The organism is Mediterraneibacter sp. 210702-DFI.5.30 (assembly GCF_020560115.1).
GTDB lineage: Bacteria > Bacillota > Clostridia > Lachnospirales > Lachnospiraceae > Mediterraneibacter > Mediterraneibacter faecis.
The window spans coordinates 100,768-125,683 of sequence record NZ_JAJCME010000004.1 but is presented as its reverse complement, the minus strand read 5'-3'; the positions used below and the strand labels follow the sequence as shown (position 1 = coordinate 125,683).

Sequence of the window (24,916 nt, the reverse complement as noted above, 5' to 3'; positions counted from 1 at the left end):
AATAGAAAAAAATAAAATAATATGATACAATCATATAAAGGTTAAATATTTGGAGGATCGATATAAATATGTTAAAAGACTGGAATTTTTGGCTTTCGATAGTAACGGTGGTAGCTGCTGTTATTGCCTTAATGCAAACGAAACAGCAGATTAAATTGAGTAATAAGCAGCATCTGTTTGATAAAAGAGTAGAGCAGTACCTAATAGCTAAGGGGCTTATTCAACTATATGAAAATAATGATACAATATTAGTATTTAAAGAAAATGAACCAATATTATCAATAGATTTCATATTTATGCAGATGACGAACAATACTTATATGGAACAAATGGTAGATGTAATATCGCATCCTTTAGAAGAACCTTATCATAAGAAATTTTTAATTAGACTGGAGGAACTCAAAGAAATTTCTACAAAAATTAAGTTTATTTTTAGTGGTAAAGAAGCTATCCTTTTAGGCGATTACATTTTACATTATCAAGAGTTGTTATTTAAGATGTATCAGTATCAAATACTATTGGGAAAGTTAAAAGATGCATCTCAAGAGTTTCGATTAACTATTGAAAAAGCCAGAGAAACAGTTGGAGAAAATCAATATCGAGAAGAATTACAAAAAGCGGTTGACAATTTGAAACAGGCTTATGATGTGCTTAAAAAGGGAAAAGTTGAAGAAAAAATTGAACAGCAGATCACATTGAGATAAATAAAGGTGGAAAAACTGATATATAATTAAAAAAATAGTTTGAGGTGTGGTATGAATGAAAAGAATAGAAATATAGAATATGAACAATTGGCTAAAAAGATGCAAAAAGTTGCAGATGAAATTACTCGTAATTTTCCTTTAAATAATATACTTCCACAGATGAAAATAATACAGGAGAAAATATCAAATTTAAGAATGTTCCCAATTTCGGAAGAATTGCAAACATTTATTTTAGAAGCAAAAGCAAGTGAAAATTTGTCGCATGAAGATTTTATGAATAAATATGGAACAGAAATTGATTTATGCAAAACTGTTGGAAAAGCAGGGTGGGTTGTATCACAACATTCAAATCCAAGGGAAATTAAAGAGTGGTATCAATTAGTTATTCAAGGAAAGGAAAGTGATATCGTAGATTATTTTGATGCAAATGCTAATAACATTTTAAATAAAATCAAAAATAATTTGTCAAATACCTATATAGAAATGTCTAATTGTCGTTATTATAATAAAGGTATGGAAGCATATGATAGAGAAGATTATATGACAGCGGCAATGTATTTAGTTGCATTGTTAGAAGCGAGGATAAATGATTATATGAATTATCCAAGAAAAATGTCGTATTCAAAAAAATATTCCAAAGATGGCTTTGAACAACATTTAAATAAAGAATTTTTGAAAGCTAATTCTTTTTTTACAAAGAGATTTTTGTTTTTGGATATGTATCCATCTTTAATTGAGTTTTTGAATAGACTATTTGTAGATGGGAAATATACATTTGAAAGTAAGAGTGAACCACCATACATTAACCGTAATTGGCTTTTACATGGGAAATGTGCAAGAAATATTGAGAGATTTGAATGTGTACAAATTCTTAATGCATTAAATGTTATAGAGTTTGTATTTAAAATGCTATAAAACAAGGACTAAATTTACATAGCCGAGAGGTTTATCAAACGATAATCCCCTCGGCTTATTTTATTTTCAAGGAGGTGCAAAAGTGAATTATCAGGAGTACAAGCAATCCCTGAACCAAAGGCTGACCGACAAGGTACAGCGTGAGCTTTCGGCTTTTCAGGAGGAAATGTTAGGAAAACCGCCGCAAGAAATCTACGATGCAGCATATCAGATCACATTGAAGAATGATATTGCCGAGTGTTTTTCGGAAACAGATTATTCCCCACAGGCGGCGAAAGCTCTCTTAAAATCGCCCAATCTGTTACAAGAGGTTTATGATGAGTGGTTAGAAACCGATTATACCCATATGGAAGATTTACGCCAGACCATCACAGAATTTAAAGACTATATGGTTAAGACAGAAAAAATATTGTCTTGGGGAGAGAGGTAATAAAGAAATGAGAAGTAACAAGCCTTATGTTCCTCTTGATCCTGCACTCATCGAGCAGGCAAGACAGATTGACCTTTTAACTTATCTTAGGGACTGTGAACCGAGCAATCTTGTAAAAGTGAAAGGCACAACGAATGTGTATTGTACCGCCGAACACGACAGCCTAAAGATTTCTAATGGCAAGTGGTATTGGTGGTCGAGGGGCTTTGGCGGCGTATCTGCCCTTGATTATCTGATGAAAGTCAGAGGTTTTGGCTTTGTGGAGAGCATTGAAATTTTGACAGGCAGGGAGTTTTCTTATGTGTCGCCGCCCCCTGTTCCAAAGGAACAGAAAGAAAAAGTGCTGCTTTTACCCGACAGATATTCCAACAATGAGCAGGTCATTCACTATCTGTTCGGGCGTGGAATTGACTTGCAGATCATTCAGGAGTGCATTGATGAAGGTATCCTGTTTGAGAGTGCAGGACGATACCACAACGCTGTTTTCGTTGGTAAGGATGAAAAAGGCGTATCCAGATACGCCGCCTACCGAGGACTTGGCGGTAACTTCCGTCTGGATGCTTCGGGAAGTGACAAGCGGTATTCGTTCCGACTTCTGGCAGATAAGCCTGCAAGTTCGGTGCATTTATTTGAAGCCGCCATTGATTTACTGTCCTATGCCACTTATCTGAAATGTGAGGGAAAGGACTACAAAGGAGAAAATCTACTCTCTTTGTCGGGGGTGTATCAGCCAAAGAAAGAGCTGAAAGACAGCACCATCCCCATTGCCCTATCCACATTTTTGAAAGCAAACACGCAAATTAAAACGCTCTATCTGCATTTAGACAATGACAATACAGGCAGACGGTGTACCGCCGCCTTAAAAGTATTGTTGCAAAAAGACTATGAGATCGTTGACGCACCGCCGCCTGTCGGTAAGGATGTCAACGATTTTTTGTTGTCCTATCTGGGTATCGGACAGCAGAAAAACCATCGTGAAAGGGGGGATGCCCGTTGATTGTCGGATGATGATTTCCAGAAAGATACTAAAAATAACATCAAATTTAAGAAGGAAAGCGAGGAATTATCCAATGAAAAAATATGCAGTTACTCTTACAGGACACTATGAAAAGACCATTTCTGTTTATGCAGATACTACCGAACAGGCGGCGGAGAAAGTCAAAATCATTCTCTTTGACACCGACCTTATTTCTTTTTCTGAGGAAGATTTTGTCTGCGGAGAAGCCAAGATTGAGGATGTAGATAAGGAAGATGGAAAGGAAAAAGATACGCCCGATGAAGAGGAGGCCGAGTGTATGAACCACGAGGATTGTTCGGGATGTCCGTATCTTTGCCCAGCGTGTGGAGAATGTCTGTGTGAGTACGAGGACTAAGACAGGTCTTACCAAGCACTGAATTTGATTATCCATCTTTTGACGGATACCAAATTCGCTTGTTAGGGGAAGTCCCCTAATACCCCCAATCAAAAGAAATACCGCAAGGGTATCCCATTATGCCGTAAAGCACGGCAGGAATAAGGAAAGGAAGTGTTAAGAATGAGTGAGTGTATCTCTTTTATCATCGGCACAATGGTCGGCGGTCTGACAGGTGTTGTGCTGATGTGCTGTTTGCAGATAGGAAGGCTCTCCGACAGAAAGGGTGTGACCGATGCGTAAACGAAATGTGCAGGTACTCTTTCGGCTGACGGAGGAGGAAGCCGATGAGCTTAACGAGCTTGTGCGAAAGTCGGGGCGTTCCAAAGAAGCGTTTTTAAGGGCGATGGTGAAAGGCTACCGCCTGTGCGAAAAGCCTGTCCCAGAGTTTTACCAGATGATGCGGGAACTGTCTGCCATTGGCAACCGTGTCAATCAGCTTGCGGCAAAAGCCAACGCCCTGAACTTTGTGGATGCACCGATGCTTACGGAAGAAGCAGTTAAGTGGCGGCAGTTCCAGATGGACATTCGCAAGAAGTATCTGCTTCCGAAAAAGGGATCGGGGTAATGGCTGTCTGTGAGATATGGGATGTGAAAGGCAGGCTTGACCATCCTATCGACTACGCCAAAAACCCAGAAAAGACCGTCAATCCCAAATACACGGAAGCAGACTTGCAGGCATTAGGTGATGTGATGAAATACGCTACTAACGGAGAAAAAACGGAGAAGCAGTTTTTTGTCACAGGCGTCAACTGTGACCCTGCCACCGCAAGGGATGAAATGATGATAACGAAAGGGCAATGGCAGGATGAAAGTGAGATTGTCTGCTATCACGGCTACCAGAGCTTTAAGCAGGGCGAGGTCACGCCAGAGCAGGCTCACGAGGTCGGGGTGAAACTTGCCGAGCGTATGTGGGGCGACCGATTTCAAGTGATTGTCGCCACCCATTTGAATACGGACTGTCTGCATAACCATTTTGTGTTAAATTCCGTATCCTTTGCGGACGGGAAGCATTACCACGACAACAAGAAAAATCTGCGTCTGATCCGCAAGCGGTCGGATGAACTGTGTCGTGAGTATGCCCTGTCCGTGATTGAACAGCCAAGCGGCAGGAAGAAGCCTTACGCTCTTTATCAGGCGGAGAAGCAGGGACTTCCTACCAGAGATACGGTGGCAAGGCAGGCAGTGGACGAAGCCATCAGCAAGTCGTTTACGCTGAAAGACTTTGACCGTGAACTGTTAAAGATGGGCTACCGCATTAACTTTGACCCAAACCGTAAGTATTGGACGATCATCGGGAAAGGATGGCAAAGACCAAAACGGCTTTACAAGCTGGGCGAGGATTATACCAATGACCGCATTGTGGAGCGTATCAAGGAAAATTCCTATGCCGTCAGATTTTCACAGTTTGCCAAGTCCACAAAAGAAGTTAAGGTTTTCCGTGTCCGAGGGACAATGAAAAATGCCCGAAAGATAGGCGGACTGCGGGGGCTGTATCTTCATTACTGTTATAAGCTTGGCATCTTGCCAAAAGGCAGAAAACAAGATTATGCGAAGCTTCATTATCTTTTGAAGGACGACCTTATGAAGATGGAGATGATCGCAAAGGAAACAAGGCTGCTTTGCCGCTGTCATATTGACACCGCAGAGCAGCTTTTGTCATATAAGGCTTCTCTGACAACGGAGATGGCAGAGCTGACCGCAAAGCGTAAGGGACTTTATTCCCTCTCCCGCAAAGCAAGCGGCGAAGAAAAAGAGGCGGTCAAGGCTCAGATTTCCGAGATTACAGGGCGGCTTAATACGATACGAAAGGAGGTCAGACTGTGTGAGGGCATCGAAGTCCGAAGCGGTGTCTTAAAAGAGAAGTTGCAGACCATTCGGACAGAAGAACAGGAAACCAAACGAAAGGAGCTGATGAAGAATGAACACAGGCGGCGAAGCGGCAGAACAGATCGTCCGAATGAGCTTGGAGGGCTTTGAGGTCGCTGCCAAAATTACAGGGGCAGGGGCGAAGAATATCGCTATTCTGCTCTATACCATTCTCAAGGAAGAAAAGAAAACGAAAGGAAAGTCAAGGCTTACCAATATGCTCCGTTCTGGCAAGGAGTTGAAAGTCTTTACGGTCAGGCGTGGCGACCTGAAAAAATTTACGCAGGAAGCCAAACGGTACGGGGTTCTTTACTGTGTATTGGCTGACCGAAAAAATAAAGACCCGAATGCGGTTGTGGATGTGATTGCCAGAGCAGAGGACGCATCGAAGATCAGCCGAATTGTGGAACGCTTCAGCTTGGCGTCTGTGGATACCGCTACCATCGTACAGGAAGCGGAAAAGACAAAAGACGGTAAGTCGGCAAAGACAGGGCAGCCAGAGCCAGACATCGGGGTACAGGAAAAAGCACAGAAGGATCAATTATTAGACGCCCTGATGGGGAAGCCTGTCCAGAAAGAGGACAATGCCCAAAACCCCTCGGTGGCAAAGACAGAAAAGTCCCCTCTGTCCGAGCCTACCTTAGAGAAGCGAAGCAAGTCCGCAGAGGGGGCTACTTTGAATAAGGAGAAACCATCCGTCAAGGAAGAACTGCGGAAAATCAAAGAGAGCCGCAAGGAACAGGAAACAGAAACTTCCCCGACTCTCAATCAGGAAAAATCTTCCAATCAGGCAAAGCAGCCTGTGAAAAAGACAGAGCATAAGCAGCCTGCCAGACGGAAGAAACCGAAAAAATCGAAAGGAGCAAGATAATGAGTATTTACGATGTATTTGGCGGCAGTAAGCCGTTTAATAAGGAGGAATGGGCAGCACAAAAACAGGCACAGCGTAAGGAAGCCTATGAAATGATTGACAACACCTGTACCGAGATGCTTGCGGACGGCGATGCTTTTCAGCAGTATCTTGAGGTACAGGGGCGTTTTGACCGTTACTCTGTCAACAATGCGATTTTAGTATCTGCCCAGATGCCTGAAGCGACTTCTTTGAAGGATAAAAATGCTTGGAAGCAGAGCCGTGTCTATGTAAATAAGGACGCCCAGAAGGTTATCATTCTTGAGCCAGGGAAAGAGTACACTCGTGAGGACGGGACAAAGGCAGTCGGTTACAATGCAAAAGAAGTTTATGATATTTCCGATACTTCCGCAGCAAACCGACAGCCGCCACAAGAAAAGAAGGGAATGCGTGAGCTTGTATCAGCAATGATTGACGCAAGCCCTGTTGGTTTTCAGCCTGTGGACGATTTGGAACTGCCTGCCTTTTATGACAGCGGACAGCAGACCATTTTTATTAAGACAGGGCTTAATGAGGAACAGCTCTTTGTGAGTATGGCAAAGGAAGTGTCGGCGGCAGTCTTTGATTTTAAGTATAACGAGAGCCGAGATGCGTCTGATTTTAAATCGTTCTGCGTTGCCTATATGGTCAGTTCCCGTTACGGTGTGGATACAAGGGCGTTCCGTTTCGATAAGCTCCCCAAAGAGTATGAGGGAATGGACGCACAGGCACTCAAAGGCGAGCTTGGTTCTATGCGTGATGTTCTGGGAGAAATTCAAAGCGAGATGTATAAGAGCCTTGAAAAGAATAAACCTGCAAAAAGCAAAGAGCAGGAACGCTAAGGCGAGGTGCTGCTTATGAAAGAAGAACGCTACCATCTGGCATTGGACGCTTATGATAAAAATATTGTCATCCGTGCCTTAAACACCTTGCGGACACAGCAGTTACAGGAGGAACGCCCCACCGACCCTGTGGATGAACTGATTATCAAGGTGTCCGAAGCTCCGAGCAGAAAGGTCAGGGTGCTGCCCTGCAAGTGCCGTGAGGAACGATAACGATCAGAAAACGAGCCTGATCCTTGCCGTCTGCGGTATTCTTCCCATCGTGTGGTTTGCCCTCTTGACCGCCCCGTATGTAGATGGCGGTCTGGTGGAAATTATTGAAAACCTACCCATAGCAATGAACAACCCGTTTCACATAACGGTGTGTGAGGACAGCGTAAAAACTGTCCTTCTTTTTTTGCTTGTTTATGGGATGGGGATCGGCATTTATCTTTCTACACGGAAGAACTACCGCAGGCGTGAGGAACACGGTTCTGCAAAATGGGGCAACGCAAGTGCTATCAACAAGAAATATCAAGACAAGAACCCGTCTGCGAATAAGCTGCTGACCCAGAATGTCCGTATCGGTCTGGATGGGAAAAAGCACCGCCGAAACTTGAACATTCTTTGCTGCGGCGGTTCTGGGGCGGGAAAAACCCGCTTCTTTTGCAAGCCCAACGCTATGCAATGCAACACATCTATGGTGGTTTTAGACCCAAAGGGAGAAATTGTCCGAGATGTGGGAGGGTTGCTTGAAAAGAAAGGGTATGAGGTGCGTGTCCTTGACCTTATCAATATGCACAAGAGCCATTGTTACAATCCTTTTGTCTATCTGAAGAACGATAACGATGTGCAAAGGCTTGTGACCAATCTTTTTAAGGCAACGACCCCGAAAGGCAGCCAGTCGCAAGACCCGTTCTGGGATACGGCGGCAAGTATGCTGCTTTTGTCCTTGGTATTCTATCTCAAATACGAAGCACCAAAGGACGAGCAGAATTTCCCGATGGTTATGGAGTTACTCCGTGCAGGGGAAGTCCACGAGGATGATGACAGTTATATCAGTCCTCTTGACGAATTGTTTGACCGTCTGGAAATGGAGAACCCAGACCATATCGCTGTGAAGTATTACAAGGATTACCACTCTGGTAGTGCCAAGACCTTAAAGAGCATCCAGATCACCCTTGCCGCAAGGCTTGAGAAATTCAATCTTGAGAGTGTGGCGGCTTTAACCGCTACCGATGAGCTTGACCTGCCGTCATTAGGCGAGAAAAAGGTGGCTCTGTTTGCCCTGATCCCAGACAACGACACGAGCTTTAACTTCCTTGTGTCGATTTTATACACCCAGATTTTTCAACAGCTCTTTTATCTTGCCGACCACAAATACGGAGGAAGCCTGCCTGTGCATTGCCATTTTATTATGGACGAATTTGCCAATGTTTCGCTGCCAGACGATTTCGACAAGATTTTGAGTGTGATGAGGTCGAGAGGTGTGTCGGTCAGCATCATCCTGCAAAATCTGGCACAGCTCAAAGCCTTATTTGAAAAGCAATGGGAAAGCATTTGCGGTAATTGTGACGAATTTTTGTATCTGGGTGGCAACGAACAGAGTACCCATAAGTATGTGTCGGAGTTTTTAGGAAAGGAAACCATTGATACGAACACCTATGGAAAAAGCTCTGGTCGCAGCGGAAATTATTCCACCAATTATCAAATCTCAGGGCGTGAGCTTTTGACCCCAGATGAAGTGCGTATGCTTGATAACCGCTACGCACTTTTGTTTATCCGTGGGGAGCGTCCTGTGATGGACTTGAAATATGACATTTTAAAGCACCCCAATTTAAAGCTGACAACGGACGGAGGAATGCCGCCCTATCTGCACGGCGAACCGACACAGGCTGTCGCAACCCTTGTGTTTGACAGCGATATTCCAAAGAACGCTGTAACGGTGCAGGCTGTCAGCACATCTTATGAGCTTCTGTCCGAGGAGGACTTAGAGGAATTATTCAAAATTTAAGGAGGAATTACTGTATGAGATTATTTAAGAAGAATGACACCCAGAAGAACAACACCCAGAAGAATAACACAAAGCTGCCGATGACAGGCAGGGTAAAGAAAGGCTTCCGCTTTTACTGTATGGTGGTGATGGCGATGACCGTTGTGCTTGGCAGCTCCGTGACTGCCTTTGCCGCAGGCGATCCGTTGACCGTAGTGAATAACCTGTCCGACTTTATCTTCGGTCTGGTAAGGGCTGTCGGAATGATTATGCTTGGCTTTGGTATCGTGCAGATCGGTTTATCCCTGAAATCTCACGACCCCTCTCAGAGAGCAAACGGCTTTCTGACCCTTGCAGGCGGCGTTGTGATTACCTTTGCAAAAGAGATTTTAACCCTTATCACAGGTTAAGTTTGAGGTAAGGAAGAAAGAAAAGACAATACCTGCGGTGCGGTTTCCTTTGGAACTGCACCGCAGGAGGAAAGGAGGGTACAAAATAGAGAATAACCAGAAATACAATATCATTTATGCCGATCCACCGTGGCGATACCAACAGAAAAGGTTGTCGGGGGCTGCGGAACATCATTATCCCACAATGAGCGTGAAAGATATTTGCGGGCTGAAGGTAGAGGAGATTGCAGCAAAGGATTGTGTCTTGTTTCTATGGGCGACTTTTCCCCAGCTTCCTGAAGCTCTGCGTGTGATTAAGGCGTGGGGCTTTCAGTACAAAACAGTAGCCTTTGTCTGGCTGAAGCAGAATAAAAGTGGAAAAGGTTGGTTTTTCGGTCTGGGCTTTTGGACAAGGGGCAATGCGGAAATCTGTCTGCTTGCTATCAAAGGGAAACCGCACCGAAATTCCAACCGTGTCCATCAGTTTCTTATCAGTCCAATCCGAGGACACAGCCAAAAGCCCGAAGAAGCAAGAGAGAAAATCGTAGAGCTTATGGGGGACTTGCCCCGTGTGGAATTATTTGCCCGTGAAAAGACAGAGGGATGGGATGCTTGGGGAAACGAGGTGGAAAGTGATATTGAAATAAGCAGTGATACAGAAAAAGAATGGAGGTGATCGATGTGTCTGATAACTGGGTAGTTCAGAATTTGGAGAACGCTTTGAACACTTGGAATGAAAAGTTAGCGGAGATATGGCAGATTATTACCCAATCCCCAGAGCAGTTCAAAGGCGGCACGATATGGGATGTGATCGTCGGTATCCACGGTGCGGTGCAGGCGATCGGACTTGCCCTTTTGGTGCTGTTTTTTGTGGTAGGCGTAATGCGTACCTGTGGCAATTTTGCAGAGGTCAAACGCCCCGAACAGGCATTGAAGCTGTTTATCCGTTTTGCCCTTGCGAAAGGTGCGGTCACTTATGGTCTGGAGTTGATGATGGCTCTTTTTAATATCGTACAAGGCTTGATTTCTACCATAATGAACGCCGCAGGTTTTGGTTCGGCAACCGATACGGTATTGCCGCAGGAAATTGTAACAGCAGTTGAGGACTGTGGCTTTTTCGAGAGTATTCCCTTATGGGCAGTCACCTTGATCGGCGGTCTGTTTATTACGGTCTTGTCGTTCATTATGATTATGTCGGTGTACGGCAGGTTTTTTAAGCTCTATCTTTATACCGCCATTGCACCTGTGCCGTTATCTGCATTTGCAGGAGAGCCGAGCCAGAGTGTAGGCAAGAGTTTTATCAAGAGCTATTCTGCGGTCTGCCTTGAGGGAGCAATCATTGTGCTTGCCTGTATTATCTTTTCCCTCTTTGCCGCAGCTCCGCCCGTAGTCAATCCTGATGCGGCGGCAGTTACAATGGTGTGGAGTTATGTGGGCGAGCTGATTTTTAATATGCTCATCTTAGTCGGTGCGGTCAAAATGGCAGACCGAGTAGTGCGTGAGATGATGGGATTGTAATGCAAAATTTTTCTGTGCATATTGACTTGGTTGTATGAAATGAGTATAATATGGGTAGAATAATACTATCTAATATACGAGAAGGAGGTTTTGTTATGAATATTCGACCATCCGCAGCAATCCGCCAGAATTACAACGAGATTGCCGATATGTGCAGAAAGACCGCAGAGCCGATTTTCCTTACCAAGAACGGCGAGGGAGATTTAGTCGTTATGGATATTGAAACTTATAACCGCAGGGAGAAAATGCTGAAGCTGCGTGAGGAACTGCTTGCCGTAGAGGAAGATAGAATGGCAGGCAGAGTTGGCTGTACGCTTGATGAACTGGACGCTTACCTTGATGATGTGATTGCAGAGGTGTAGCGTATGACAGAGAACAAGAGATACAAAGTCATTGTTTCTGACAGGGCAAAGAGAATGTTGGGAACACATATCCGTTTTATGGCACAGGTCAACAAAGAAGCAGCAGCGGCAAAAAAGAAAGAGATTATGACCGCTATGCGTTCCCTCTGCCAGATGCCGCAGCGTTTTCCATTTTTTGAAGAACCCTATATCACACCGAATAAATATCACAAGATGTTTATTGAGAAGTGGTATCTTGTCCTCTATCAAATACAAGATGATACGGTGTATGTGGAGTATATCTTAGATTGCCGTAAGGATTACAGTTGGCTCATTCGATAGCAACAAAATAACTTTCAGAAATCGTCACTTACAGTTGGTGGCGATTTTTTTATGCCTAAAATTATCAACAAGGAAAGGATGATAGAAATGAAGAAAGAAGAAAAATATTACCAGATTTATCGTATCCATTTACTGAACGGAGAAGTGATTGAAGCGTCAGAAGAATACGATCTGCCTGTTGAAAAAGGACTGGTGGGAAAATTCCAAAAGGCAGACGACAACAAAATATTTGAAATAGGAGATGCTGTTTCAGGATTGCTTTATGTTCCAAAACGCAGCATCCTTTTTATAGCGACAGGAGAGGTCAAGAAGGGATGGTGCTAATATGGAAGTCAAGATAAATAAGGAGATCCGTAATTATACGGAGAGTATGTTTTTTGGACTGTCGATGCGGCAGTTCATTTTTTCTGTCCTTGCCTGCGGTGTGGCGGTGGCTTTGTATTTTCTTCTCCGTCCCTACTTTGGCACGGAAACATTAAGCTGGATGTGTATTTTAGGAACTTCGCCTTTTGCAGCGTTGGGTTTTATCAAGTACAACGGGATGACAGCGGAGCAGTTCGTCTGGGCGTGGATAAAATCAGAGTTTATCATGCCGAAAAAGCTGTTGTTTTCCCCAGATAATCTCTACTATGAAGCCTTAAAAGAAACGATTGACATCCACGAAAAAGAAGCTCTGGGTATCCGTATCCACAGAAAGCAAAAGAGCAGACAGAGAAAGAAATCTCAAAAGAGCAAGGAGGTATCGAATGATTAAAACATTGAAAAATCTGTTTAAACAGGATAAGGAAAAGTTTGTCGTACCCAAATCGGTGCAATCGGTGATCCCGATTAAGACGATCTGGGAGGACGGCGTTTTCCTTGTGGGAAAGAACAAGTATGCAAAGACATTTAAGTTTGAGGATATTAACTATGCGGTGGCAAGCCGTGAGGATAAGGAAGCGATGTTCCTTGAATATTCAGAACTTCTCAACGCCCTTGACAGCGGTGCGACTACGAAGATTACCATTAACAACAGGCGTCTTAACAAGGCAGACTTTGAGCAGACGATCTTAATCCCAATGGCAGACGATGGACTGGATAAGTACCGCAAGGAATATAACAAAATGCTGCTTGATAAGGCAACAGGTGCAAATGCCATTGTGCAGGATAAGTATGTGACGGTATCTGTCTGCAAAAAGAATATTGAAGAAGCCCGAAATTATTTTGCCCGTGTGGGTGCTGACCTGATCGGGCATTTTAACCGTCTTGGCTCAAAGTGTGTGGAGCTTGACGCAGGAGAAAAACTCCGTATTTTTCACGATTTTTACCGTACAGGCGAGGAAACAGGTTTTGCTTTTGATATGCTTTTGAGTATGCGAAAAGGTCACGATTTTAAGGACTATATCTGTCCTGATACTTTCGAGTTTGAAAAGGACTACTTCCGTATTGGTGACAGATATGGGCGTGTGATTTTTCTTCGTGAGTATGCGGCATATATCAAAGACAGTATGGTGGCAGAGCTTTGTGAGCTGAACAGAAATATGATGCTGTCCGTAGATGTTGTTCCTGTTCCTACGGACGAAGCGGTAAGAGAAGTGGAAAACAGGCTTTTGGGTGTGGAAACCAACATCACAAACTGGCAGAGAAAGCAAAACCAGAACAATAACTTTTCCGCAGTTATTCCCTACGACCTTGAACAGCAGCGAAAGGAAAGCAAGGAATTTCTGGACGATTTGACGACCCGTGACCAGAGGATGATGTTTGCTGTTTTGACAATGGTGCATACGGCAGAAACGAAAGAGCAGCTTGACAATGATACGGAAGCACTTCTTACTACCGCCAGAAAGCACCTGTGCCAGTTTGCGGTACTGAAATATCAGCAGATGGATGGATTGAATACCGCCCTGCCCTTTGGTGTCCGCAAGATTGACGCCCTGCGTACCCTTACCACAGAGAGCCTTGCGGTATTTATCCCCTTCCGTGTGCAGGAAATCTATCACGAGAACGGTGTGTATTACGGGCAGAATGTGATCAGCAAAAATATGATCATTGCAAACCGCCGCCACCTGTTAAACGGAAACTCCTTTATTTTAGGTGTATCTGGTGCAGGTAAATCGTTTACGGCGAAGGAAGAAATGACCAATATCATTCTCACAGACCCTAATGCGGATGTCATTATTATTGACCCAGAGCGAGAATATTCCCCTCTTGTAAAAGCAATGCAGGGAGAAGTCATTCACATCTCTGCCACAAGTGAAAGCCACATCAACGCTATGGATATGAACTCTGATTATGGTGACGGTGCAAACCCTGTCATTCTGAAATCAGAGTTTATTTTATCCCTGTGCGAGCAGCTTATCGGCGGCAACAGTCTTGGTGCAAAGCAGAAGTCCATCATTGACCGCTGTACGGCAAGTGTGTACCGCTATTATCAGCAGGGCAACTATATGGGAACACCGCCGACTTTGCAGGACTTCCGTGAGGAATTGTTAAAGCAGAATGAGCCAGAAGCACAGGAGATTGCCCTTGCCATTGAGCTGTTTACAGACGGTTCTTTGAATACCTTTGCTAAGCATACCAATGTGGATACAAAGAGCCGACTTATCTGTTATGACATCCTTGATTTAGGAAAGCAGTTGCAGCCGATTGGTATGCTTGTAGTGCTTGACAGTATCTTAAACCGTATCACCCAGAACAGAGCAAAAGGAAGAAACACCTTTATCTTCATTGATGAGATTTACCTGCTGTTCCAACACGAATACAGTGCAAACTTCCTTTTTACCCTCTGGAAGCGTGTGCGTAAGTACGGTGCTTACTGTACAGGTATTACCCAGAATGTGGACGACCTGTTACAGAGCCATACGGCAAGGACAATGCTTGCAAACTCCGAGTTTATCATTATGCTCAATCAGGCATCCACCGACAGACTTGAGCTTGCCAAACTCCTGAATATCTCAGACCTTCAGATGAGCTATATCACAAATGTGGGGGCAGGACAGGGGCTTTTAAAGGTAGGCAGCTCCCTTGTACCGTTTGTCAATAAGTTCCCAAGAAATACAGAGCTTTACAGGCTGATGACAACCAAGTTTGGAGAGGTTTAATCGGATGGGTGACGGAGAGCTTTTACAGGCACAGGTGGAAAGAAAGGGATTGTGTAATCAAATTTATCATACCGATTGTATGGAGTTGTTGGCACAAATTCCCGATAACTATGTATCACTCATTTTAACTGATCCGCCTTATGGTATCTCTTACCGAAATCATTTTGCAAGGCAGCCCCACGCTGTTTTAACTGGAGATATGGGGATAGATTATGAACGGTTTGCGAGGGAAAGCTACCGCATTTTGCGTGAGAACTCCCACGCTTATTTTTTTACCCGTTTTGACTGCTATCCCTACCATTATGACTGTTTGAAACGGGCAGGCTTTACGGTAAAGAATTGTCTGATCGTGGAAAAAGGTACGATTGGAGGGATTGGCGACTTAACAGGCAGCTATGCCAATAATGCAGAGTGGATTATTTTCTGCCAGAAAGGACGGCGAACTTTTCAGCATACAACACTTCTTGAGAATAGGAAAAAAGAAGGAACGCAGTACCATGCAGGCAGAGAACGAAGTAAAAAATATAAGACACGCTTCAATGCCTGTTGGTTTGGCGAAGAATATCCGAAAGCGACCTATAATTCCGTATGGCAAAAACAGCATCAGATTTATCATCCAACGATAAAAAATGTGGAGTGTTTATCGTGGTTGATACAGATTTCCAGTTTACAGGGCGAGTTGGTTTTTGATGGGTTTATGGGAACAGGCAGTACAGCATTAGCAGCGATACAAACCCAGAGAGCCTATCTGGGGGCGGAGATTGATAAGGCGTATTTTGAAATTGCACAAAATCGAATTAAGGAGGTAGAAAAGAGGAATGTCACAAATTATTTTTAAATCGAAAGAGCATCGTGATTTCTTTCTGGAAATGATGTCAAAGTGTAAAGTCAACGACTGTTATCACAGGGCATTTTTCTATGTAATGGGCATTGCAGGAGAAACAAGGGCAAATATCAATCAGATGTTTGATTTTAAGCAAGACTGTATTGAACCAGAAGGGATGTATGGAGGGTGGCAGACAAGCGGAACGGTCAAGGTCTGCCACCTTGCCTTTAATCTCTGGAACAACTATGTAGAGGAAGGTCGGGAAACGAGCTTTACGCCAGAAGATTTATTTTGCTGTGAGTTCGCCCCGTATTTTATGGAGGGCATTAAGGTTCGATACCCAGAATATTGCAGGGAACTTCATACGCCCCAAAAACAGAACGACCATACACGCTAAAGAAAACACCCTGCGGGTGTACCACGATGCCCAGAAAACAGGGCAGGAATGAAGAAAGGAATAGCCTATGAAAGATTATCTGAAGAAATATAAGAAACAGATTTGTTTGACTGCCGCCGTGTGCCTGCTTGGTACGGCGGCTTTTTGCGGTTTTCACATCTATCATCATTATGCACAGGTGGAGGAACAGACAGAAGCCTTTGAACAGATTGCCGAAGTGGTGGAAGAAGCTCCCGAAAGTGAGCCTGCTTCTGGGGATACGCCTGTCAGCGAGGGCGAGGATGTTCTTGCAAAGTATAGAGAACTTTATTTGCAGAATGAAGATATGGTGGGATGGATCGCTATTGATGGAACAAAGCTCAATTATCCTGTCATGCAGACAAAGAACAATCCGAACTTTTATCTCAAGCGAAATTTTGAAAAAGAATACAGCGATTTGGGTGTACCGTATATTCAGGAAAATTGTGACATCTTAAATAGCGATAACCTGATCATTTACGGACACCACATCAAAGGCGGCAAGATGTTTGGTGCGTTGGAAAGCTATAAGTCCAAGAGCTTTTATGAAAAGCATAAGACCATTCAGTTTGATACGCTGACCGAGCAGGCAGAATATGAAATCGTGGCGGTATTTAAGACTGTGGCATATAGTGCAGAGGGTTATCGCTATTACGATTTTGTAAATGCAGAAACAGAAGAAGCTTTTGCGGAATATGTTGCCAAGTGTAAGGAACTTGCTCTTTATGATACGGGAGTAAGTGCTGAGTATGGAGATAAGCTCATTACCCTTTCGACTTGTGAATATTCTGCTCAAAATGGCAGGCTTGTGGTTGTGGCAAAAAAGGTTGTTTAATGTGACCGCAAAATCTCAAAGGATGTGCTGTATTCTTGGAAGGGAGGTTTTGTATGGCGAAGATTAAAACCAGAGATGCGGTCAAAGGAACAATCAAGACCATTGATAAGGCTGCTGTTGCTTCGGAGCGTATGAAATCTGCTTATACCAAGACAAAGGATAAAGCAGAGCAGAGCTGCTATGCGGAGGAAAACTCTGCCACAGAATATGCTGCTGATAAGGTGTCCCACACCGCTGAGCGTGTGACTGCTGAGGGTGTCTATCAATTTGACAAACAGGGACAGAAAAGCGTTCGCACCACGAAAGAGAACATTGTTAAGGCGAAGGACAAGGCTTTTGAGTTCAAGCAAAAAAGGATGATGGAAACAGTCCAAAGCCAAAGGGCAAATGCTGCAGGACAGAATGGCTCACAATTCCATTACGGAACGGTGAGCCGTTCTTCTGCGTCTAATACCTCTGTTCAGCGTGTGAAAGGGGTAAGACAGACACAAAAGACCATAAAGCAATCTGCCCGAAACAGTAAAAATGCAATTAAAACCGCTGCAAAAGGAACAGTCAAGACGACACAGAAATCAGTTAAGACTGCACAGGCAACCTCAAAAGCTGCCATTAAAACAACACAGACCACCGCTAAATCTGCACAGGCAGCGGCAAAGGCTTCTGCCAAGGCTGCCCAGAAAGCGGCACAGGCGGCACGAGCCACGGCGAAAGCGTCCGCTGCTGCGGTCAAAACGACAGCAAAAGCTACCGTGTCAGCAGTAAAAGCGATTATAGCGGGTACAAAAGCATTGATTGCCGCCATTGTTGCAGGTGGTTGGGTTGCAGTAATTATAATTTTGATTGTTGTATTGCTTGGCTGTGCCGTGTCCCTCTTTGGCGGCGGAGGTAACAGCAACGCTTATACTCCTGTAAGTGCGGAAGTGGAAGCCTATGATCCATTGATACGCCAGTATGCCAGTCAACACGGTATTCCCGAATATGTGGAGCTTATCAAGGCAGTTATGATGCAGGAATCGGGTGGTCGTGGAAATGACCCGATGCAGGCTTCGGAGTGTGGATATAACACGAGGTATCCCAACACCCCGAATGGAATTACCGATCCAGAGTATTCGATTGATGTGGGTATTCAAAATCTTGCAGACTGCTTAAATGCGGCAGAGGTGGAAAACCCCGTAGATATGGAGCATATTAAACTTGCTTTGCAGGGCTACAATTTTGGAAATGGCTATATATCTTGGGCGAAAAATAACTATGGAGGATATTCCTATGCAAATGCCGTAGAATTTTCCGCAATACAGGCAGAACGCTTGGGATGGGACAGCTATGGCGATACGCAGTATGTCGCTCATGTGCTTCGTTACTATCCATACGGACGGGCATTTACAAGCGGTGGTAATCAGGCGATTGTAGAGGTTGCTTTAACGCAGCTTGGTAATGTGGGCGGTGAGCCTTATTGGTCGTGGTACGGTTTTGACAGCCGTGTGGAATGGTGTGCCTGCTTTGTATCGTGGTGTGCCGAGCAATGCGGTTATCTGGAAAGCGGGATTATACCGAAATATTCCCTTTGTTCGGATGGTGTGAATTGGTTTCGGAACAATGGACAATGGCAAGGTCGGGATTACGAGCCGACAGCGGGCAATCTCATCTTCTTTGACTGGGAGGGAGATGGAACAATCGACCACACAGGGATCGTGGAGAAAAGCGAAAATGGTACGGTTTATACCGTTGAGGGTAACTCTGGGGATGAATGTAAGCAGAGAAGTTATCCTGTTGGAAGCAGCGTAATCTACGGTTATGGTATCCCTGCATATTAAAAAAGGGCAAAAGAAAACCAGAGGTTTATTCCTCTGGTTCTTTTGCCTTACATAGACTTCTGACGGTAGCTTCAATAACCGACAATTCTTTATCGTCAAGCTCATTAAGCAGGGCATCGACCTGTCTGCGTGTAGAACTTTTTACCGTTTTTTCCTCTGGGAAAAGGAACTGGTCAAGTGAGATGTGAAATCGTCGGGCAAGGAAAAATAATAGCTGAATGCTTGGAAACTGCCCATCGTTTTCAATGGACTGTACATGACGCACGGAATAGTCCAACAGCTCTGCTAAACTTTCTCTTGTCATATGTTCCGTATTGCGGGCTTTCTTAATAGCTTGACCTATCGGAGTAAAATCGAAGTCCAGATTGCACTTTCTATCGTCCATTTACTCACCACCTATCCTCTGATACTTCATATTTCTATATTGTACAGAGATGTGGCTTCTTATTAAAGAAAGTGACAGTGCTTAAAACAGGAGATAATATTTCTTGTTTCAAGAAATTAAAATTCGTAATAAGAATATGGATAATTGAATTATATGCTCGAATATGATATGCTAAGAAACAAGATACTAATGGGACGGTGATATATATGTGTATCAATAAAAAAAGGAAAAATGATGCTTTTCTCCTTGCAAAGCCAGTAAGTTAAGCGACATTTGCAAGGAGTATTTATAGTCGCTAAGTAAATATATCTGGCTTTGCTACTTGACTTTATCAATCAAGGAGGAAGCCTATATGAAATACATTAATGCAAATGCAATTCTTCCTGATATGTTGGTCGAAGAATTGCAAAAGTATGTTCAGGCAGAATATATTTATATTCCTGCTAAAGACGAACAACATAAACCTTGGGGTGAATTATCTGGGTATCGAAAAGAACTTGCAAAACGCAATGCTGCTATCATTATGGAATATGATAACGGTATTTCTGTGGAGGAGCTTGCTGAACGATATTTTCTTTCGGTATCTGCTATACGAAAAATTATATATCAGAGATAATTTTAGGAGAGCTGCTGAGAAAGTAGCTCTCTTTTTTACACTAAACAAAGCTGTATTGTTTAGTGCATTGAATAGCATTTTTGTGATTGATAAAATTATAATGTATAACACAAGGAGGATTACAAAATGCCTATTTCAAATAAGATTTATCCAAGGACAGGAGATACACAAACAGTTTATTTAAAAAATGTGATTGCAAATCCCAACATAAAAATCGGAGATTACACGATGTACAATGACTTTGTTAATGATCCAAAGGGGTTTGAACAGAATAATGTATTGTATCATTATCCAATAAATCACGATAAGTTGATTATCGGAAAATTTTGTTCTATTGCATGTGGTGCAAAGTTTTTGTTTAATAGTGCAAATCATTCCATGTCATCACTTTCAACCTATCCATTCCCATTGTTTTTTGAAGAATGGGCACTTGGCAAAAAAGATGTTATTAAATCGTGGGACAATAAAGGTGATATTATTGTTGGCAATGATGTTTGGATTGGCTATGAAGCTATTATTTTTGCAGGAGTTAAGATTGGTGATGGAGCGATTATTGGCACTCGTGCTGTAGTTACTAAAGATGTTCCACCTTATACTGTAGTTGGCGGCGTCCCTGCAAAGCCGATAAAAAAACGCTTTGATGACAAAACAATCGATACATTGCTTGATATTCAATGGTGGAATTGGTCAGATGAAAAGATTGCTCTAAATCTTGATGCCATTCAATCAGGCTGTGTGGAGCGTATTGTGGAGGTTTAGCTATGTGTACAAGATTTGTTTATAATGGAAAAGACACCATTGTTGGATTTAACTTTGACATAGATCTTTCTGTTTGGACTCATAAAGTTATTGAAGAAAAGAACAGATTTTATATTGGTATAAAAATGCCTGATAGTAGTTACCATTCTTTTCACGGAGTAAATAAGAACGGTAATGTCGGTACGCTTCTTTATGTAAATGGAAATGAAAAAGGAAAATACAGCAACGCTCCAAAGTGTCGTACTATTTCTGAATTAACAGAAAGTTTTATCAAAGGTGTAATTACTCTTGATGATGTATTAAATATCGTGCAAAATAACAGGATTGTATATGCTCCAGATGCTACTATGCAGGCTATGTTATCAGATAAAAAAGGGCGTGTACTAATAATAGAGCCTGGATTAGGATATAGATTGGAGAAAGTCCAATATTCGCTCATAACCAACTATTCTATATTAAGTCCAGAAATAACGAAGCCATATATTGTATCTGGTGATGACAGATTTGAAAGAGCTGACGAACTTCTTAAGCATTGTAATGATAGTTTTTCCGTTGCTGAAGCATTCCAGATATTAAAATCTGTGAAGCAGGAAGGAATATGGGCGACAAGAGTTTCCTTTGTATATTCAGTAAATGAAAATAGAGTATATTATGTTGAGAATAATGACTTTGAGTATGTTACAAAATATCAATTTTGTAATAGTTATTAAAGAGATAATGAATTTGTGAGTAATCACAATCATTAAACCAGTATTTATAGTGAAACCTCATCTAAAATCTTGACAGTGTAAAGATTTTGAGATATAATATAGACACTGTAAAGATTGGAGGGTGTGTATGGAAAAGAAGCCTTATCATCATAAAAATTTGAAAAATGATTTGATAGAAAAAGGAATTGAATTAGTGAATAAGAATGGAATCAATCAACTTTCTCTCCGCAAGGTGGCACAAGCCTGTGGTGTAAGTCACGCTGCACCATATAGTCATTTTTCTAACAAGGAAGAATTGCTTCAAGAAATGCAATTACATATTACGAAAAAGTTTACAGAGGTACTTGAAAATACAGTTTCCCAATATAGAGGGACACCTATTTTTTTATTGGAATTTGGCAAAGCATATATTTCCTTTTTTATAAGCCATCCGCAATATTTTAACTTTCTTTTTCAGCAAGGAAATATACAAATTGATTTGAATATTGGCAGTGGTAGGGAAAGCAATTATCAGCCCTTTGTGATTTACAAAGAACAGGTGTTGAAATTACTTGCCGATACAAATATGACACAAAGCAAAAAAGAAGATTTGATAGTTGCATTATTTGCTTATGTGCAAGGTCTTACGACTCTTGCAACGATGGAGAATGTTCATTACGCATACAAATGGGAAGATAAACTGACAGATTTAATCGGAATATTTAGTTGTGAGTTTTAGGAGAATTTATGGTTGGAATTTATTTAAGTGGTACGGGTAACACAAAATATTGCATTGAAAAGTTGGCATCTCTTATTCATTCATCTGCAAAAGCTATTCCTATGGAAAGCCCTGAAGCTATTTCAGCAATTCAACAAAACGAAGAGATTTACATAGGGTATCCTACACAGTTTTCTAATGCTCCATATATGGTGCGTGACTTTATTAAAAAGAATGCTGACATCTGGAAAAACAAGAAAATACTGTGCATTGCGACAATGGGGGCTTTTAGTGGTGATGGTGCGGGATGCACGACAAGAATGTTAAAAAGGTACGGGGCAACTATTTTGGGTGGAATACACATTCATATGCCAGACTCTGTTTGTGACAGCAAGTTATTAAAAAAGACAATGGATGAAAATCGTTGTATTATAGCACGGGCAGATAAAAAAATCGAGAAAGTGGCTTTGCAGATTATAAATGGAGATTATCCACAAGAAGGTATTACGCTGGTTTCGCATATCATCGGATTATTGGGACAAAGGCTTTGGTTTTATAAAAAAACAAAAGGTTATTCTAATAAGTTGAAGATTAACAATAATTGCATTGGTTGCGGGAAATGTGTTTCTATATGCCCAATGAAAAATCTTATTTTACGAAATAAGAAAGTTGTGTCGAATGATCGCTGTACAATGTGTTATCGCTGTATTAGTCTATGCCCACAAAAGGCAATAACTCTTTTAGGAAATGAAGTTGTAGAACAATATAGAATAGAGGATTATAGATAATTTATGAATTCAGAATGGATAATGTGTCCGATATGTGGCAATAAAACCCGTGACAAAATCAGGGAAGATACGGAATTGAAAAACTTCCCCCTCTACTGCCCAAAGTGTAAACAGGAAAGTTTAATTGATGCAAAGAACTTGCAAATAACTGTCATCAAAGAGCCAGACGCAAAGACGCAGAGCCGATGAACTTGAGAAATGTTTCACAGTTCATCGGCTCTGTTACTACTTTTATGCTTGATTTTATTGTCTGCCATAGGGGATAGAAGTTGTTATCTTCATTTTTTGTTCGGCAACAGTTAAACTTTTATGCAAAGGGATTGCCATAAATACTGTAATAAGTGCAGAGAGAACATCGGCAATCGGCTGTGCGTATAAAATACCGTTTAATCCCCATATAAATGGAAAAATTAAAATAACGGGAATGAAGCAGATACCTTGTCGGCAAGCTCCAAGAATAAATCCTTCTTTTCCTTTTCCAAGAGCAAGGAATAAAGAGGAATATACCGTATAGTATCCAAACAGCATAAATGTAATACCGTTTATTCTTAAAGAGGAAGCTCCAATGTGAATCATTTCTGTGTTTCCAGTTGTAAACTGTGAAACAATAGTCGTAGAAAACAGACTGAATAATAAACCTACGATCACACAGAAAATAGTTGACCATAAGATGGAAACTTTGATTGCAGTACGCAGACGATCAAATTTTTTCGCCCCATAACTGTAACCTGCAATCGGTTGAAAACCTTTGATAAAACCAAATACTGTTAAACTGCCCATAGATATAAGACGGGTAACAACGCCCATTCCCGCTATGGCTGAATCGCCATAATTACCTGCGGCATTGTTTATTAGAGAGATAGAAATACTTGTTAATAATTGAAATACAAGTGTCGGAACGCCAATTTTGAAAATTTCAGATAGAATTTCTTTAGAAAAGGTACAGTCCTTTATTCTAAACTGAAAAGCACTTTTTTGTCTGAATATATAAAATAGATACACAAGAGTAGATACTACCTGAGAAATTGCTGTGGCAATAGCAGCTCCTGCAACACCAAAATTAAAAGTGTATATAAATAATGGATCTAAACCGATATTGAGGACTGCACCTAACAACAAGGCACACATTGTAGTTTTTGCTGCTCCTTCACTTGTCACGATATTGTTCATTGTAACATTAAAAACATTGAAAATGCAGGAAACAATGTAAATACCAGCATAGGTAGCCGCATAAGGAAGGACACTTTCTGTTGCACCTAAAAGTCTTAGAATGGGTTTCAAAAAGATGATTGATAAAACAATCATAATTGCACCGACAACAAGACTGCTATATAGTGCAGTGCTTGCCACTTTGTTTGCCTGTTCCTTGTTTCTTTGTCCTAACAATCGGGAAATGTAGGATGCTGCCCCATTGCCAAAAAGTAATCCTAAGCCGACGACTACTTGACCGAGTGGATACACAACTGAGATGGCAGCCATTTGACTTTCGCCTAATCCGCCTACGAAATATGCGTCAACGAGATTGTACAAGGCGTTGATGAGCATACCAATCATTGTTGGAATACCCATAGCTAAAAGGGCTTTTGGGATTGGAGCATTGCCCAATAACTCCAATTTTCTGTTTTGATTGTCCATAGTGTTCGTTCTCCTTTCACTTGACAAATAGAATAAAATACACTACTATAAATTATAGTAGTTGAAACGCAAGTGGTATTCTACTATAATTTATAGTAGTTGTCAAGAGAGTAAAGGAGGAAATTGATATGGCGACCATTGACTTAATTGTTTTGGGAATGTTAAAGAAAGAACCTCTGAGTGCGTATGACATTCAAAAGTTGGTAGAGTACCGCAATATTTCAAAATGGGTAAAAATTAGTACCCCGTCTATTTATAAAAAGGTTATTCAGTTGGAGGAAAAAGGATATATTTCAAGTCATATTGAAAAAGAGGGTAAAATGCCAGAAAAATCAGTGTATTCTTTAACTGAAAAAGGGAAACAGCAGTTTGAAAAATTGATGCTTGAAATATCCTGTAAGCCGATAAACATTTTTTTAGATTTTAATGCTGTCATTGTAAATCTGGACAGTATGCCCAGAGAAAGACAGCAAGAATGTCTGGATAATATTGAGAGCAGTATGGAGGTATTGAAAAAATATCTGGAAGAAAATATTGCTTTGAAAAAAAGTAAAGAAGATATTCCTGTTACGGGTATGGCAGTTTTACAGCAACAATACACATTGGCAGAGGCAATAGAGGAGTGGATTGCTTCATTAAAAAAAGAAATCAATTCGTAAAAGTGCATGGTAGGAACAAAAGAGATGCTGTTATTTTTTAGTTTGGATTGTAATGAGATTGTAAGAAGTGGTTG

The 24,916-nt window shown here is 41.9% G+C and carries 33 protein-coding genes; 31 read left to right on the top strand and 2 right to left on the bottom strand.

The window, feature by feature from the left end; all coding sequences use genetic code 11:
- Positions 1–68 precede the first annotated feature (68 nt).
- From LI126_RS05835 to LI126_RS05720, 24 genes are all read left to right on the top strand, one after another.
- Complete coding sequence (locus LI126_RS05835) at positions 69–704, top strand: hypothetical protein (protein WP_117504904.1); 636 nt, start codon at positions 69–71, stop codon at positions 702–704.
- Between the two features lie 51 nt (positions 705–755).
- Positions 756–1,619 (top strand): hypothetical protein, encoded by an 864-nt coding sequence (locus LI126_RS05830; RefSeq protein WP_117504902.1) that lies wholly within the window; start codon positions 756–758, stop codon positions 1,617–1,619.
- An 82-nt stretch (positions 1,620–1,701) separates the two neighbouring features.
- On the top strand, positions 1,702–2,049 hold the full coding sequence (locus LI126_RS05825) for a DUF3848 domain-containing protein (protein ID WP_117504900.1): 348 nt from the start codon (positions 1,702–1,704) through the stop codon (positions 2,047–2,049).
- A 7-nt stretch (positions 2,050–2,056) separates the two neighbouring features.
- On the top strand, positions 2,057–3,046 hold the full coding sequence (locus LI126_RS05820; protein ID WP_117504898.1) for a DUF3991 and TOPRIM domain-containing protein: 990 nt from the start codon (positions 2,057–2,059) through the stop codon (positions 3,044–3,046).
- A 73-nt stretch (positions 3,047–3,119) separates the two neighbouring features.
- Positions 3,120–3,422 carry a hypothetical protein gene (locus tag LI126_RS05815; RefSeq protein ID WP_117504896.1) on the top strand — a complete coding sequence of 101 codons (303 nt, stop codon included), beginning with the start codon at positions 3,120–3,122 and terminating at the stop codon, positions 3,420–3,422.
- Between the two features lie 162 nt (positions 3,423–3,584).
- The gene (locus LI126_RS05810) at positions 3,585–3,704 is read left to right on the top strand and encodes a DUF3789 domain-containing protein (RefSeq protein WP_101874550.1); all 120 of its coding nucleotides are present in this window, start codon (positions 3,585–3,587) and stop codon (positions 3,702–3,704) included.
- Entirely contained in the window at positions 3,697–4,029 is a 333-nt protein-coding gene (locus LI126_RS05805) for a plasmid mobilization protein (protein ID WP_117504894.1), read from the top strand. The genes LI126_RS05810 and LI126_RS05805 overlap by 8 nt, the downstream gene beginning before the upstream one ends.
- Positions 3,966–5,441 (top strand): relaxase/mobilization nuclease domain-containing protein, encoded by a 1,476-nt coding sequence (locus LI126_RS05800; protein WP_330635056.1) that lies wholly within the window; start codon positions 3,966–3,968, stop codon positions 5,439–5,441. The genes LI126_RS05805 and LI126_RS05800 overlap by 64 nt, the downstream gene beginning before the upstream one ends.
- Positions 5,383–6,201: a PcfB family protein gene (locus LI126_RS05795; RefSeq protein WP_117504889.1), complete on the top strand. Its 819-nt coding sequence runs from the start codon at positions 5,383–5,385 to the stop codon at positions 6,199–6,201. The genes LI126_RS05800 and LI126_RS05795 overlap by 59 nt, the downstream gene beginning before the upstream one ends.
- The gene (locus tag LI126_RS05790; protein WP_117504887.1) at positions 6,201–7,061 is read left to right on the top strand and encodes a hypothetical protein; all 861 of its coding nucleotides are present in this window, start codon (positions 6,201–6,203) and stop codon (positions 7,059–7,061) included. Before LI126_RS05795 ends, LI126_RS05790 begins: the two co-directional genes overlap by 1 nt.
- Positions 7,062–7,076: 15 nt before the next feature.
- Positions 7,077–7,274: a hypothetical protein gene (locus LI126_RS05785; protein WP_004848373.1), complete on the top strand. Its 198-nt coding sequence runs from the start codon at positions 7,077–7,079 to the stop codon at positions 7,272–7,274.
- Positions 7,261–9,054, top strand: coding sequence for a VirD4-like conjugal transfer protein, CD1115 family (locus LI126_RS05780; protein WP_227061775.1), 1,794 nt, complete (start codon positions 7,261–7,263; stop codon positions 9,052–9,054). The genes LI126_RS05785 and LI126_RS05780 overlap by 14 nt, the downstream gene beginning before the upstream one ends.
- 14 nt (positions 9,055–9,068) lie before the next feature.
- Positions 9,069–9,443 carry a glutamyl-tRNA amidotransferase gene (locus LI126_RS05775; protein ID WP_117504883.1) on the top strand — a complete coding sequence of 125 codons (375 nt, stop codon included), beginning with the start codon at positions 9,069–9,071 and terminating at the stop codon, positions 9,441–9,443.
- Positions 9,444–9,492: 49 nt separating this feature from the next.
- Entirely contained in the window at positions 9,493–10,098 is a 606-nt protein-coding gene (locus tag LI126_RS05770; RefSeq protein ID WP_227165022.1) for an MT-A70 family methyltransferase, read from the top strand.
- Between the two features lie 5 nt (positions 10,099–10,103).
- Positions 10,104–10,940 (top strand): hypothetical protein, encoded by an 837-nt coding sequence (locus LI126_RS05765; RefSeq protein WP_101874542.1) that lies wholly within the window; start codon positions 10,104–10,106, stop codon positions 10,938–10,940.
- Between the two features lie 95 nt (positions 10,941–11,035).
- Complete coding sequence (locus tag LI126_RS05760; protein ID WP_008976571.1) at positions 11,036–11,302, top strand: type II toxin-antitoxin system Phd/YefM family antitoxin; 267 nt, start codon at positions 11,036–11,038, stop codon at positions 11,300–11,302.
- 3 nt (positions 11,303–11,305) lie between these two features.
- Positions 11,306–11,623 (top strand): type II toxin-antitoxin system RelE/ParE family toxin, encoded by a 318-nt coding sequence (locus LI126_RS05755; protein ID WP_117504881.1) that lies wholly within the window; start codon positions 11,306–11,308, stop codon positions 11,621–11,623.
- Positions 11,624–11,710: 87 nt separating this feature from the next.
- On the top strand, positions 11,711–11,947 hold the full coding sequence (locus LI126_RS05750) for a hypothetical protein (RefSeq protein WP_117504931.1): 237 nt from the start codon (positions 11,711–11,713) through the stop codon (positions 11,945–11,947).
- Between the two features lies 1 nt (position 11,948).
- On the top strand, positions 11,949–12,377 hold the full coding sequence (locus LI126_RS05745) for a PrgI family protein (RefSeq protein ID WP_117504879.1): 429 nt from the start codon (positions 11,949–11,951) through the stop codon (positions 12,375–12,377).
- The gene (locus tag LI126_RS05740) at positions 12,370–14,703 is read left to right on the top strand and encodes a VirB4-like conjugal transfer ATPase, CD1110 family (RefSeq protein ID WP_101874540.1); all 2,334 of its coding nucleotides are present in this window, start codon (positions 12,370–12,372) and stop codon (positions 14,701–14,703) included. The genes LI126_RS05745 and LI126_RS05740 overlap by 8 nt, the downstream gene beginning before the upstream one ends.
- A 49-nt stretch (positions 14,704–14,752) precedes the next feature.
- Positions 14,753–15,541: a DNA-methyltransferase gene (locus LI126_RS05735; protein ID WP_227165021.1), complete on the top strand. Its 789-nt coding sequence runs from the start codon at positions 14,753–14,755 to the stop codon at positions 15,539–15,541.
- Positions 15,522–15,926: a DUF6075 family protein gene (locus tag LI126_RS05730; protein WP_077744917.1), complete on the top strand. Its 405-nt coding sequence runs from the start codon at positions 15,522–15,524 to the stop codon at positions 15,924–15,926. Before LI126_RS05735 ends, LI126_RS05730 begins: the two co-directional genes overlap by 20 nt.
- Positions 15,927–16,005: 79 nt before the next feature.
- Positions 16,006–16,779 carry a class B sortase gene (gene srtB / locus LI126_RS05725; protein WP_117504910.1) on the top strand — a complete coding sequence of 258 codons (774 nt, stop codon included), beginning with the start codon at positions 16,006–16,008 and terminating at the stop codon, positions 16,777–16,779.
- Positions 16,780–16,832: 53 nt separating this feature from the next.
- Positions 16,833–18,593 carry a lysozyme family protein gene (locus LI126_RS05720; protein WP_117504875.1) on the top strand — a complete coding sequence of 587 codons (1,761 nt, stop codon included), beginning with the start codon at positions 16,833–16,835 and terminating at the stop codon, positions 18,591–18,593.
- A 25-nt stretch (positions 18,594–18,618) separates the two neighbouring features.
- Here the strand turns inward: LI126_RS05720 and LI126_RS05715 are convergent, their stop codons facing one another.
- Positions 18,619–18,978, bottom strand: coding sequence for a helix-turn-helix transcriptional regulator (locus LI126_RS05715; RefSeq protein WP_227061779.1), 360 nt, complete (start codon positions 18,976–18,978; stop codon positions 18,619–18,621).
- Positions 18,979–19,330: 352 nt separating this feature from the next.
- Between LI126_RS05715 and LI126_RS05710 the strand changes: the two genes are divergently transcribed.
- The 6 genes from LI126_RS05710 to LI126_RS05685 all read left to right on the top strand — a co-directional run bounded on the left by LI126_RS05710 (position 19,331) and on the right by LI126_RS05685 (position 22,737).
- Entirely contained in the window at positions 19,331–19,594 is a 264-nt protein-coding gene (locus LI126_RS05710) for a CD3324 family protein (protein WP_117504873.1), read from the top strand.
- A 126-nt stretch (positions 19,595–19,720) separates the two neighbouring features.
- Complete coding sequence (locus LI126_RS05705; protein ID WP_227061781.1) at positions 19,721–20,353, top strand: CatB-related O-acetyltransferase; 633 nt, start codon at positions 19,721–19,723, stop codon at positions 20,351–20,353.
- A gap of 2 nt (positions 20,354–20,355) precedes the next feature.
- Complete coding sequence (locus tag LI126_RS05700; RefSeq protein WP_227061782.1) at positions 20,356–21,063, top strand: conjugal transfer protein; 708 nt, start codon at positions 20,356–20,358, stop codon at positions 21,061–21,063.
- Positions 21,064–21,190: 127 nt separating this feature from the next.
- On the top strand, positions 21,191–21,781 hold the full coding sequence (locus LI126_RS05695; protein ID WP_227061783.1) for a TetR/AcrR family transcriptional regulator: 591 nt from the start codon (positions 21,191–21,193) through the stop codon (positions 21,779–21,781).
- Between the two features lie 8 nt (positions 21,782–21,789).
- On the top strand, positions 21,790–22,548 hold the full coding sequence (locus LI126_RS05690; RefSeq protein ID WP_227165020.1) for an EFR1 family ferrodoxin: 759 nt from the start codon (positions 21,790–21,792) through the stop codon (positions 22,546–22,548).
- Between the two features lie 3 nt (positions 22,549–22,551).
- Positions 22,552–22,737 (top strand): cysteine-rich KTR domain-containing protein, encoded by a 186-nt coding sequence (locus tag LI126_RS05685; RefSeq protein WP_011528003.1) that lies wholly within the window; start codon positions 22,552–22,554, stop codon positions 22,735–22,737.
- A 54-nt stretch (positions 22,738–22,791) separates the two neighbouring features.
- Here LI126_RS05685 and LI126_RS05680 read toward each other — a convergent pair whose 3' ends face one another.
- Positions 22,792–24,183: an MATE family efflux transporter gene (locus LI126_RS05680; RefSeq protein ID WP_227061784.1), complete on the bottom strand. Its 1,392-nt coding sequence runs from the start codon at positions 24,181–24,183 to the stop codon at positions 22,792–22,794.
- A 128-nt stretch (positions 24,184–24,311) separates the two neighbouring features.
- On the opposite strand from LI126_RS05680, the gene LI126_RS05675 reads away from it, so the two are divergent.
- On the top strand, positions 24,312–24,842 hold the full coding sequence (locus tag LI126_RS05675; protein ID WP_101874533.1) for a PadR family transcriptional regulator: 531 nt from the start codon (positions 24,312–24,314) through the stop codon (positions 24,840–24,842).
- Positions 24,843–24,916 lie beyond the last annotated feature (74 nt).

What these genes read in the sequence shown, in the direction of transcription:
- LI126_RS05705 (WP_227061781.1), top strand. Translation starts at nt 19,721, where the DNA reads ATGCCTATTTCAAATAAGATTTATCCAAGGACAGGAGATACACAAACA.
- LI126_RS05755 (WP_117504881.1), top strand. Translation starts at nt 11,306, where the DNA reads ATGACAGAGAACAAGAGATACAAAGTCATTGTTTCTGACAGGGCAAAG.
- LI126_RS05690 (WP_227165020.1), top strand. Translation starts at nt 21,790, where the DNA reads ATGGTTGGAATTTATTTAAGTGGTACGGGTAACACAAAATATTGCATT.
- LI126_RS05815 (WP_117504896.1), top strand. Translation starts at nt 3,120, where the DNA reads ATGAAAAAATATGCAGTTACTCTTACAGGACACTATGAAAAGACCATT.
- LI126_RS05820 (WP_117504898.1), top strand. Translation starts at nt 2,057, where the DNA reads ATGAGAAGTAACAAGCCTTATGTTCCTCTTGATCCTGCACTCATCGAG.
- LI126_RS05700 (WP_227061782.1), top strand. Translation starts at nt 20,356, where the DNA reads ATGTGTACAAGATTTGTTTATAATGGAAAAGACACCATTGTTGGATTT.
- LI126_RS05710 (WP_117504873.1), top strand. Translation starts at nt 19,331, where the DNA reads ATGAAATACATTAATGCAAATGCAATTCTTCCTGATATGTTGGTCGAA.
- LI126_RS05695 (WP_227061783.1), top strand. Translation starts at nt 21,191, where the DNA reads ATGGAAAAGAAGCCTTATCATCATAAAAATTTGAAAAATGATTTGATA.
- LI126_RS05810 (WP_101874550.1), top strand. Translation starts at nt 3,585, where the DNA reads ATGAGTGAGTGTATCTCTTTTATCATCGGCACAATGGTCGGCGGTCTG.
- LI126_RS05795 (WP_117504889.1), top strand. Translation starts at nt 5,383, where the DNA reads ATGAACACAGGCGGCGAAGCGGCAGAACAGATCGTCCGAATGAGCTTG.
- LI126_RS05760 (WP_008976571.1), top strand. Translation starts at nt 11,036, where the DNA reads ATGAATATTCGACCATCCGCAGCAATCCGCCAGAATTACAACGAGATT.
- LI126_RS05715 (WP_227061779.1), bottom strand. Translation starts at nt 18,978, where the DNA reads ATGGACGATAGAAAGTGCAATCTGGACTTCGATTTTACTCCGATAGGT.
- LI126_RS05745 (WP_117504879.1), top strand. Translation starts at nt 11,949, where the DNA reads ATGGAAGTCAAGATAAATAAGGAGATCCGTAATTATACGGAGAGTATG.
- LI126_RS05685 (WP_011528003.1), top strand. Translation starts at nt 22,552, where the DNA reads ATGAATTCAGAATGGATAATGTGTCCGATATGTGGCAATAAAACCCGT.
- LI126_RS05775 (WP_117504883.1), top strand. Translation starts at nt 9,069, where the DNA reads ATGAGATTATTTAAGAAGAATGACACCCAGAAGAACAACACCCAGAAG.
- LI126_RS05720 (WP_117504875.1), top strand. Translation starts at nt 16,833, where the DNA reads ATGGCGAAGATTAAAACCAGAGATGCGGTCAAAGGAACAATCAAGACC.
- LI126_RS05750 (WP_117504931.1), top strand. Translation starts at nt 11,711, where the DNA reads ATGAAGAAAGAAGAAAAATATTACCAGATTTATCGTATCCATTTACTG.
- LI126_RS05830 (WP_117504902.1), top strand. Translation starts at nt 756, where the DNA reads ATGAATGAAAAGAATAGAAATATAGAATATGAACAATTGGCTAAAAAG.
- LI126_RS05790 (WP_117504887.1), top strand. Translation starts at nt 6,201, where the DNA reads ATGAGTATTTACGATGTATTTGGCGGCAGTAAGCCGTTTAATAAGGAG.
- LI126_RS05740 (WP_101874540.1), top strand. Translation starts at nt 12,370, where the DNA reads ATGATTAAAACATTGAAAAATCTGTTTAAACAGGATAAGGAAAAGTTT.
- LI126_RS05805 (WP_117504894.1), top strand. Translation starts at nt 3,697, where the DNA reads ATGCGTAAACGAAATGTGCAGGTACTCTTTCGGCTGACGGAGGAGGAA.
- LI126_RS05675 (WP_101874533.1), top strand. Translation starts at nt 24,312, where the DNA reads ATGGCGACCATTGACTTAATTGTTTTGGGAATGTTAAAGAAAGAACCT.
- LI126_RS05835 (WP_117504904.1), top strand. Translation starts at nt 69, where the DNA reads ATGTTAAAAGACTGGAATTTTTGGCTTTCGATAGTAACGGTGGTAGCT.
- LI126_RS05785 (WP_004848373.1), top strand. Translation starts at nt 7,077, where the DNA reads ATGAAAGAAGAACGCTACCATCTGGCATTGGACGCTTATGATAAAAAT.
- LI126_RS05680 (WP_227061784.1), bottom strand. Translation starts at nt 24,183, where the DNA reads ATGGACAATCAAAACAGAAAATTGGAGTTATTGGGCAATGCTCCAATC.
- LI126_RS05730 (WP_077744917.1), top strand. Translation starts at nt 15,522, where the DNA reads ATGTCACAAATTATTTTTAAATCGAAAGAGCATCGTGATTTCTTTCTG.